This is a genomic window from Thioclava sp. UBA3469 (assembly GCF_002378135.1).
GTDB lineage: Bacteria > Pseudomonadota > Alphaproteobacteria > Rhodobacterales > Rhodobacteraceae > Thioclava > Thioclava sediminum.
This window is the reverse complement of the sequence record NZ_DFRG01000125.1, coordinates 1-560: the sequence shown is the minus strand read 5'-3', so window position 1 is coordinate 560 and position 560 is coordinate 1. Positions and strand designations below refer to the sequence as shown.

Genomic DNA, 560 nt, shown 5'->3' with positions numbered 1-560 from the left:
ATGGCTGAAATCCTGACAGACGCCGTGGCGGTTCGCGAAGGCTTCGGCTGCGGGCGTGTTCACATCGGTCGCGCCCGCATCGAAGCGCATCTCACGATGCAACGCGCGGCCCACCGCCTCGATCGCGCCGCGCGCAGTCTGGCCCGGCTGCAACTGTGCCTGAGCGAACTCCGTCATCTCTTTCGTCGGAGCCGCACGGCGTGAGGCCGCGAGGAAATGATGCGGCGCATTGGGCGCGAGACTGCGGAATTGGGCGATCTCCTGCGCCAGCTCCTCACGCGGAGAGGACAGGTCCAGCCCCGGCTCCGCGAGCCCCCGGTCAATCTTGGCGTTGAGGGTCACGCCGATCTCCGCAATCGGCGCGTGCCAGACCGCCGAGGTCATCGTATTGCCGAAGAAATCGCGCGAGTCGTGGCGCTCATCGGGTGGCGGATCGAAGCTGAGCAGGCGCGACGTAACCGTCTGCATCCCCGCAATGTCCGACGGCAGCACCCGCAGCAGGGTCCGCGCGTGATCGGATGGCGCGTTATACCGGTAGCTCAGCTTTAACTTCACCTCGT

The 560-nt window shown here is 66.1% G+C and carries 1 protein-coding gene; it reads right to left on the bottom strand.

All coding sequences use genetic code 11. The features are described from left to right. On the bottom strand, positions 1 to 560 hold a 560-nt coding region (locus tag B3D39_RS10135), incomplete at both ends, for a transglutaminase family protein (RefSeq protein WP_286789654.1).